8 protein-coding genes and 3 pseudogenes are annotated in these 8,902 nt (G+C 63.1%); 6 read left to right on the plus strand and 5 right to left on the minus strand.

What is annotated here, in order from left to right:
• On the minus strand, positions 1 to 279 hold a 279-nt coding region (tnpB, locus tag D3273_RS26480; RefSeq protein ID WP_165359725.1), incomplete at its 3' end, for an IS66 family insertion sequence element accessory protein TnpB.
• On the minus strand, positions 276 to 692 hold the full coding sequence (gene tnpA / locus D3273_RS26485; RefSeq protein WP_129229957.1) for an IS66-like element accessory protein TnpA: 417 nt from the start codon (positions 690 to 692) through the stop codon (positions 276 to 278). The genes tnpB and tnpA, both read right to left, overlap by 4 nt.
• Positions 693 to 753: 61 nt before the next feature.
• Here tnpA and D3273_RS26490 point away from each other — a divergent pair.
• Together D3273_RS26490 and D3273_RS26495 are read left to right on the plus strand one after the other, a co-directional pair.
• Positions 754 to 1,065, plus strand: a pseudogene (locus D3273_RS26490) (transposase domain-containing protein); the annotation flags it as partial.
• Positions 1,066 to 1,188: 123 nt separating this feature from the next.
• Positions 1,189 to 1,326, plus strand: a pseudogene (locus D3273_RS26495) (transposase domain-containing protein); the annotation flags it as partial.
• Between the two features lie 279 nt (positions 1,327 to 1,605).
• Here D3273_RS26495 and mobF read toward each other — a convergent pair.
• Both mobF and D3273_RS26505 read right to left on the minus strand, forming a co-directional pair.
• Complete coding sequence (mobF, locus tag D3273_RS26500) at positions 1,606 to 4,407, minus strand: MobF family relaxase (protein ID WP_129229959.1); 2,802 nt, start codon at positions 4,405 to 4,407, stop codon at positions 1,606 to 1,608.
• A 1-nt stretch (position 4,408) separates the two neighbouring features.
• Positions 4,409 to 4,663 carry a hypothetical protein gene (locus tag D3273_RS26505; RefSeq protein WP_129229960.1) on the minus strand — a complete coding sequence of 85 codons (255 nt, stop codon included), beginning with the start codon at positions 4,661 to 4,663 and terminating at the stop codon, positions 4,409 to 4,411.
• 196 nt (positions 4,664 to 4,859) lie between these two features.
• Here D3273_RS26505 and D3273_RS26510 point away from each other — a divergent pair, with 196 nt between their 5' ends.
• From D3273_RS26510 to D3273_RS26520, 4 genes are all read left to right on the plus strand, one after another.
• Complete coding sequence (locus tag D3273_RS26510) at positions 4,860 to 5,324, plus strand: hypothetical protein (RefSeq protein WP_129229961.1); 465 nt, start codon at positions 4,860 to 4,862, stop codon at positions 5,322 to 5,324.
• A gap of 119 nt (positions 5,325 to 5,443) precedes the next feature.
• Positions 5,444 to 6,235 carry an ATP-binding protein gene (locus tag D3273_RS26515; protein WP_129229962.1) on the plus strand — a complete coding sequence of 264 codons (792 nt, stop codon included), beginning with the start codon at positions 5,444 to 5,446 and terminating at the stop codon, positions 6,233 to 6,235.
• Positions 6,236 to 7,296: 1,061 nt separating this feature from the next.
• A complete protein-coding gene (locus D3273_RS29465) occupies positions 7,297 to 7,578 on the plus strand; it encodes a hypothetical protein (protein ID WP_245501408.1) in 282 nt (93 codons plus the stop codon).
• Positions 7,579 to 7,637: 59 nt separating this feature from the next.
• Positions 7,638 to 8,483, plus strand: coding sequence for a reverse transcriptase domain-containing protein (locus D3273_RS26520; protein ID WP_245501409.1), 846 nt, complete (start codon positions 7,638 to 7,640; stop codon positions 8,481 to 8,483).
• 128 nt (positions 8,484 to 8,611) lie between these two features.
• Here the strand turns inward: D3273_RS26520 and D3273_RS26525 are convergent.
• A pseudogene (locus D3273_RS26525) lies at positions 8,612 to 8,833 on the minus strand (ATP-binding protein); the annotation flags it as partial.
• Positions 8,834 to 8,902: the final 69 nt, after the last annotated feature.

The raw sequence follows: 8,902 nt of genomic DNA on the forward strand, positions 1-8,902 counted from the left end.
GAGTTGCGCGGGCGTGATGGCCACGCTCTCGCCCGCCGTCGCGGGCCACACGAACCGGCCCCGTTCCAGCCGCTTGGCGTAGAGCGACAGGCCGAGCCCGTCGTGCCACAGGCACTTGATCAGGTCGCCGCGCCGGCCCCGGAACACATACAGGTCGCCCGCGAACGGATCGCGCTTGAGACCTTCCTGCACCAGCAACGACAGGCCGTTCATGCCGCGACGCATGTCGATGTGGCCGGTCGCGATCCACACCCGGACGCCGGACGGGACCGGGATCATCGCCGGTCCAGCACGTCGAGCACGCGCGCGAGCGCTTCGGCGTCCACGGCGCCGTCCACCACCACGCGACGGCCCCGCCCCAACTCGATCACCATGCGGCCCTGCACGGCCTGCCGAGGCCTTCCTCGACGCGTCGCAACCTTGGCTACAGGTGCCGGCTCCGGCACAAGGACGGCGGGCACGAAGGCCGGGGGCGGCTGGGGGGAGACGCGCTCAACCTTCAACGCCCGGCGCCACGCCATCAACTGAGACCGGGTAATGCCGTGACGCCGCGCTGTCGCCGACACCAGGCGCGGCCCTTCCAGGCACTCCGTCACGATCCGGAGCTTTTCATCCTCGGACCAACGGCGGCGACGGCCGACCTCGATGACCTCGAGGCGTTCAGGCAGGAGACTGTGCGTATGGCTGTCCATACGCGCAGTCTCGATCGTCGACCCGCACCCTCACAAGGCGGCCCTCGCCGGACGGGTACGGCCGTCCTTCGCCCGCTTCCTCGACGACGGGCGCGTGTGCCTCAGCAACAATGCGGCTGAGCGGGCGCTGCGCGGCCTGGCCCTGGGCCGCAAGGCGTGGCTCTTCGCCGGTTCGAACCGCGGCGGCCAGCGCGCAGCGTTCTTCAACAGCCTGATCGTGACGGCCAAGCTGAACGACGTCGACCCTCAGGTTTGGCTGGCCGACGTGCTCGGCCGCATCGCGTCCCACCCCGCCCAGCGCCTCGCCGAGCTGTTGCCGTGGAACTGGCAGCCCATCCCGGCCGCATCGCCGAGTTTCGACGCCGCGGCCTGATCCAGGCATCCGCGTGCCGGCCTGCCAGTGGACTGGCCGCCTTCCCGCCACACGGAAAACAGCAAGCGCCGATCCCGCGTGCTTCGCCGCAGGGGTACCCCTACACGACCTCGTGGGTAGATACAGCTGAACGGCGTGGACCCGCGAGCCTACCTCGCCGACGTTATTACCCGCATTGTGGGCGGCCAGCCCCAGAGCCAGCTCGACGAACTGCTGCCCTGGGCTTATCCGACTATCCCGGGGCTGAAGGCGGCCGCCTGAGCAGTCCGGCGCGCGCCGCTCCGCCTCCTCCACGCCCCGCTCCACAAGGCATCCGCACGCAACGTGGGCTCGGCGCTCCGCTTACCTCGCCGCAGGGAGTACGCTGCGTTTTGACCCGCCACGGCAGCAGTGGCTTGAACTCCGCCACCAGCCCGTCCGCGACTGTTCTGATCCCGCTCACGATCTTGACCCTCTCCCGCGTCAGCGAGAGGCCCTGAATTACAGCGGGAGTCAGGCCGTCAACGACCGGGGTTCAAACTGATAAATCCTCATGTTGTATCACGCAGAAATGGCCGGCATCGATCCGACACTGTCAATTCCGCTGCGTTCGAGATTTCGGTGATCTCGCGCCCGGACTGCTCGTTGCAAGCCGAACCGCAGTCGGGGGGGGAGTCGCTGCGAGTGGACCAAGGCCCGGAGTTCGCTATCAAGCGATGCGGACCTCAGGGCGCGCGCCGCTGATTGCCGTGTGGCTAAGGCCATATCGAAAGCCGCTTGCCCCGGCGTCTGCTGTATCCCGTTCATATCTAATGTGAATTGATTCCAAATGTCTTCCTCCGTGAAGATCACCGAGGGCTCAATACAGCGTTTCGCCAATCTGTGCCTCACTGATTGTGCTGGCACGACGAGAAGGGTGTTGACCGTCAGCTGCTGCGAAACGTTATGCAGCGCGGCCGGGTAGTTTTCATTTGAAGGATCGGTCGCAACGACAATGCGGGATCCAGCCTCATTTCGCCCTTGCTGACCCGCGATGTCAACAAGACCTTGCGATAATCGAAGACGGGAACTGGTCGGATCACGAATCGTATCCCAGGATATGATCCCGTGATCTCCTCCGCCGTTCCTGGCGTGGAGACCAACAGAATCGATCGAGAGGATTGTAATTTTGCTGCCTGCGACTCCAAACAGGCCGCGCCGGCCATCACTCCGTTTAGCATTAACCCTGGACTGCAGGCGCAGCGGATCGCCAACGGCACAAAGAATATCGGACGGTATGCCGTCCAAGTCGATGGTCTCAAGCGCATAACACGGCGTTTCTGGTGAAGTCTGGCGTCTTTCAGACTGAAGCACTTCGGCGAGCTGTCGAGCGAATAAAATGTTGGGTGCCGTCACCCGCGGAATGTTGCCAGTCCTGTTTTGTTCAATAAAACAAAGATGCGCGACGGCTTCGATTAGATCGGCGCGGTCGCCCTCGGTAAAATGTACCCTGTTCTGTGCGCGCATCTGAGCAAGATTATCGCCTTGGCTTGCGACATTGGCTGCTCTCACACCTTCATCTCGAGTTGGATGTTGGACATGTACGTTTTCGTGATATCCATCCACTGCGATTTGATATTTTTTTCGCGATTGTGAGCGCAAGAATCGAAGTAAATCTCGTGGTGAAACGTCACTGATTCGTTCGACAAAGATAATTGACCCTTCTGACAAAGCATCGAATGTCGCTACGTCGTTCAGGCAGGTGTCAGCCGTCGCGAAATGGTGAGTTCGGATTGACGCTTCTCCTAACTGCGCTTCGAGCGACGCGCCGCCGATTGAGATATGGATCGGCTCCGAATCGGAATTTGGAATGCGTTGCGACACTTCTCGCAGGACACTCCGCCAGTGCACGGGCGGGTGCCGAAGTGCGGACGGGGCAACGCCTTGCCTTTCCATGTTTCGATGATCGAGGCTCGGCGCGTGGGACATCCTCCAGATCGCTGACGCTAGGCCGGTGGATCGCAGCCAAGTCTCCAGCTCCACCTTTTCCTCGATCGACAGTTCCGCCGTGTACCGTCTGACCGCGAAGCCGCGCGCGTTGACGCCATCGATCGCGCGTAGGGTCCGGTGCGATCCGTCCTGACGAATGGGGCGCGTCGCAAGGTGGGTGATGACGGCCTCCACGTCGGTGCTCGCCTCGATGCCGACTTCGATCAAAGCGCGTGCTGCAGCGGTGCGGACTCTTCCCGCCTCGATCACCGTCCGTTCTTGCAGATCGGGTTCAATCAGCGCGATCGCGAGATCGGCGGCTGCCGTCAAGCGTTGTTCTCTGTCGCGCCGCAAAGCACGCTTTCCAAGACCGAATATCCCATTTGAAACCCAGTCGTGCCTCGCGGCCCGCTTCTCCCAAGCTTCGAGATCGGCCAAGCCGTCAACGCGATCTCCCTGGTAGAATTTCTGCACGCCGCTTTTGATCAGGCCGATCCGCCGTATGCGTGCGAGTTCTTCGAAGCGCTCGCCAGCCTGTGCGATGAATTCGCGAGCCTTGCGTTCGCCATCCGAGCTGCGACTGGAGAACTCTTCGCGTATGCTCGCCGGCACCGAGTGCAAGCGAGGAGATCCGGTCGCCCGGTCCAGCACCGTTTCGACGCCCCACTCCCGGAGATTTTCGGCGAGAAAAGCTGCGAACAGGGCGCCGAACTCGTGGACGCGGCCGCTCATGTGTTGGAGGTCGAGGGCTGTCACGCGGCCGCTCTGAGTCCAGACGACATTTGGGACGATCACATGCGTGTGGCATTGCGGATCGCTCGCCTGCTCGGTCGTGCCGTCGGCAGAAGGAAGCAAAACCTTTCGCGCTGTGTATTGTTCATATGTGAACCATGACATGGTCCCAGGCTCAGAGCCGTCACGGCCGCCTTTGCCACGCCGCGATCGAGCGATGACGGCTTCGACGACTGCCATGGTCCGTGTCACAGCATCGCGTTGGCAGGCCGCGATGGTACTTTTTGCTGCGTCGCCGCTGAACGCCCAAAGCAGGCTGACCCCCTTCTCGGCCGAGAGGCACATGTCGATGAAGGCCACCTTACGGTTCCCCTTGATCGACTCGAAAGGCAGCCCGTCAGCTCGGCGGCCCATCAGGATCCGAGTCATAGCCTCGCTTCCGAGGCCACCACGTGCCTCCGTTCCGAGGCGTCGAGCGATGACGGGGTCGAGGTCCGCTCTGAGCACCGCGAGGGTGGTGCCGTCCGGCGCAGCAAAGGGAACGCCGGCGAGAACGACCTGACGGCGTGCCACATCGACCGGCAGCGTTCTCTGGGCGAGGTGATCGGCCATGCGCCGTGCTGCCGCCGGACCCTGACTTAGCCCTTTTCTGAACGTCAACATGTCATCGTCTCCTGCGAGGCGGAGGATCCTCTGCCGAGGTTGTACCTCTCTGCGCCAGGAACTCGGTCAGCGTATCGAGCCGTTCGAGAATCACGTGTAGCATGGAGACCGTGTCCTCGCCGGACCGATCCGATGATGCCGCCTCGAGGAGGAGGCGGAGGAGTTCGGTCTGCGTGGTAAGCGTCTCGGTCAGCACCTGCACCGCGGAGGTGAGGCGGGCCAGCTCGTCGGTCACGTCTGCGAGTTCGGAGGGCACGGCGGCTCCAGAAAAAAGCGCTTGCGAGGCCGCGATTCCAGTGCGACGATTCTATCGTCGCACAGGGTGTGAGTAGATGTCGACCAAGGGTGCAATGGTCTGTCATGATCGGCAGGCCGCTCAGCCATCCGGGTTTCGGCTGTCTTCAACACGGTAGGTGTACGCGTTTAGTCGGGAGATGGATGTGGGTCGGTCGTTGAAGCAGATCATCGGGAGGGCCCGGCGCGGGGAGCGCCGGCTGCGCCCGTGGCTGCGCAACAACTACGATCTCCTGCAATCCTTCATCGGTGACGGGCGCGCGGATTGGGCCCCCGTCATAGCCATCCTGCGCGAGGTTGGGGTCGAGGACGCGAAGGGGCAGATCCCCTCGCGTGAGACCCTCGCTCGCGCTTGGCGTGCCATCAGCGAGCAGCGAGATCGGGAGCGTATGACTGTTCCCGCGCAGACGCAGTCCATCGCGCGCGGCGTCCGCATGCTCCCTTCGATGCAGACCTTCAGTCCAGCGGCCGTTTCCGGCCGACCGGGCCCCAGGACGGTAGCGACCAACGGTCCGACCCCGTCCCCCCAGCGTCGATCCGATGGGATCCGCGAACCCACAGCAGCTCGAAATCCCAGGGAGGGCATGCCGGACGCGATCCGGCGTGCCATCGACCGGGTCTGATCGGGGCAGGTGCCCCGATCGACGCACGCTGACAATGCGACGCACGGCAGCCGGTCTCGGTCGCGCGTCATGGGTTCACGATGATGAATGAGGCAAATAACGATCGCGGGCAGAAGCCCATGGGTGAACCCGTCGACGCGGCTCCTCGCAGCAATCGCCGACGGAAAGCTCCCGAGCCGATCGAGGAGCTTTTCAAGCCGAGCTTCTCCATCTTCGTGGGGCGGGGCAGCACGGGCAAAACCACGGTGGCGCGCTGGGTCTGCGACCGGGCGCAGCGGCCTGTGCTCGTGTACGACGGCGACGCCGACCACATCGGTCTTCAGCGTTTCGTCGACGGCGCGATGGTCACAGCATCCGCCGACGACATCGACGTGCGGCAGGGCTTTGAGGACCTCATCGATCGGCATCTCGAGGAAAGGATCGATGTCGTCATCGACCTCGGCGGAGGCGACAGAGTGTTCCCGACCCTCGCTTACCACCTCGACCTGCACACGTTCCTCGTCGAGGAAGGCAGCAAGCCGGCCATCTTCTACCTCGCGGGGCCGGATCCTGCGGACTTAGCGCTGTTGACTGAGTTGGAGGCCGACGGGCTGTTCGCGCCGGAGCGCACCGGGATCTTGTTCAATGAACACCTGATTCCGCGACACATGCCGGATCGTGTATTCAAAGACATTGTCGGAAGAGATGAGGTCCTGCAGCGTGCCATCAAGAGGGGCGCTCAGGTCGCGCGCATCCCTCGACTGGAGACCGCAGATCGAATTTTAGAGGCAGGAGTCAGTTTTCAATATGCCGTTAAGGGCTGCGCGCTCGTCGATGGACTGCCTCTCTCACCCACTCAGCGGCAACAGACGCGTCGATGGTTGGAGCGCCTGCATCAGTCGATGGAGCCTATGCTGGATTGGCTGCCGTGACGACACTGGGTCGAAATACGGAGGCGGTCGCTAGCGCCGCCTCCACCCACGACATCATCAGGAATGCGAGGGAAGCCGGTATCGACCAGTTCGATCCGTTTTGGCCGTTCGTCAAGACGCTCTGTCGTACGACGGCAGAGATGGCCGGAACGACAGCCGATATACGGAGAGCGGGGATTGAAGTCGTTCAGGAGATCAGGCGAGCGCATGGTCGCTTGGACGCGCAAGAGCGCAATATATATTGCGCGCTCGTCGAAAGGGCGGCACGGAGGACAGCCGTGCGATGGACGGCTACGGTTGTTGGCATGATCGTAGCCGCGCAGGTCGGGTTCTATAGCGGTCAAGCCAGAAAAACGTCTGACGAACATTCATCACCGATCAAGCAGAATACAGACTTTCCTACGCCAGTAAACGTGGAATGGCAGAAAATCCGTGCTTGGAACGATCTGGGTAGCGCATTCATCACGTGTCAACCAGAAATAGATCATAGGGAGGCGGCAAAAGGGCGTCGATTTTGCGAAATACCACTCTATATCGAAGCGCCAAAGTAATCTAGCCCTTTTTATTCAGTGCGCCCCGACGGCGTAGGTCACCAACGGAGGGAGGTTCCGTCCAGAGAGTTGTCGGTTGATCTGGTAGCTGGCAGGCGGTTTGGTCGGGCAACCGGCTGGATCGAAGCCCTGCGACAAAGGCCGCCTCGGGCGGTTGAGCGATCCAGCGGGCCGTAACGCGAGTGAAGCCTGAGCAGGCCTCGAAAGTGAAGGTGTGGATGCCGACCCGCCTGAATATCGGGGAAGGCCGCGCGGACAGGGAAGCAACCCACACGTGCACCTGTTTCGATCCACCGGGGGTAATAAGCACGGCAAGTTGGAAGGGTGATCTGGGTCATCGGGGGAAGCCCGTTCCGGGTGGTGGTCGCGCCATCGACGTCGTTTCTGGCGGCGGCCCGGGCGGGTGGCGGACAGGGCCGTATGACCGTCGAGGCCGGGTAACTCCGGCGGAGGGAAGGGCCCTGACTTCCGGTGTGCTTTCTTTTGGCGGCGAGGGCATGGTGATTGGCGATGAGCCTTGAAACACCTGAACGGATCAGGAGCCTCCAGAGGAAGCTCTACTGCAAGGCGAAGGCGGAGCCTGCCTTCCGCTTCTACGTGCTCTACGACAAGATCTGTCGGGCGGACATCCTCGCCCACGCCTACGCGCTCGCCCGTGACAACGGTGGGGCGCCCGGCGTGGACGGGGTGACGTTCTCGGCGATCGAGGCGGCGGGCGTGGAGACGTGGCTGGCGGGACTGCGCGAGGAACTCGCCGCGAAGACGTATCGCCCGAGCCGGTTCGTCGTGTAAACCTCCCGAAGCCCGGGGGCGGTCTCCGTCCTCTCGGTATCCCGACGATCCGGGATAGGGTGGCGCAGACGGCAGCCAAGCTCGTGCTGGAGCCGATCTTCGAGGCGGACTTCGAGGACAATGCCTATGGCTATCGGCCGCGCCGTGGTGCCGGCGATGCGATCGGTGAAGTGCATCGGCTCCTCTGCCCTGGCTTCACGGATGTCGTTGATGCGGACTTGTCGAAGTACTTCGACACGATCCCGCACGACGATCTCCTTGAATCGGTCGCTCGCCGCGTCGTCGACCGGCACGTGCTGCACCTGATCAGGCTGTGGCTCAAGGTGCCGGTGGAGGAGCGGGACGGCGACGGGACGCGACGCATGAGTGGTGGACGCGACAGTGGGACCGGCACGCCCCAGGGCTGTGTCGTGAGCCCGCTCCTGTCCAACATCTACATGAATCGCTTCCTGAAGCACTGGCGGTTGACAGGACGGGACGACGTATTCCGGGCCCGTGTCATCTCCTATGCCGACGACTTCGTCATCCTCGGCCGCGGTCACGCGGCCGAGGCCCTGGCGTGGACGCGGTCTGTGATGGCGCGGCTCGGGCTGACGCTCAACGAGGCCAAGACCTCGGTGAAAGACGCCCGACAGGAAAGTTTCGACTTCCTGGGCTACACGTTCGGCCCGCACCGCTTCCGCAAGGATGGCCATTGGTACCTGGGCGCGAGCCCGTCCAAAAAGAGCGTACAGCGTCTCAAGACGAAAGTCGGCGACCTCCTGGTGCCGGGCAACCACGGGACATGGCCGGTGGTTCGTCTCCAGCTGAACAGGCTTCTGGTAATTACCCAGGGGGTTCAGACCTGCGTTCGTACCGCGACTTCTGTCCGGGGTCGGACGTCGTGGACGTGTTTCAGACCGTGACGGTTTTGAGGAGCGCGGCGAAGGTGCCCGGCCCGTGGTTGATGCGTTCGGTCGAAACCACGGTGCGGACTGTCAAACGACATCAGGAACCCATCCGGTGGCGCCACGAGGAACCCATCCACCCCCTGCTATTCTGACGCCCCGGCCTGAGCCGGCACGGGTGTCGCTTTGATCAGCCCCGAACGCCTCTTCTCGCGCAACCGATAGCTGTCACCGCGGATGGTGAGCACGTGGCTGTGATGGAGGAGGCGGTCCAGGATGGCGGTGGCGACGACGTGGTCGCCCAGCACGGTTCCCCAGTCGCTGACGACGCGGTTGGAGGTGATCAGGATGCTGCCGCGCTGTACGCGTCCGACGAAGACCGCCTTGCGGGATGACTGGCCCGCGGCCGACTTTACGGGCTTACGGCTAGCCTAAAG

This window comes from Lichenibacterium minor (genome assembly GCF_004137685.1).
GTDB lineage: Bacteria > Pseudomonadota > Alphaproteobacteria > Rhizobiales > Beijerinckiaceae > Lichenihabitans > Lichenihabitans minor.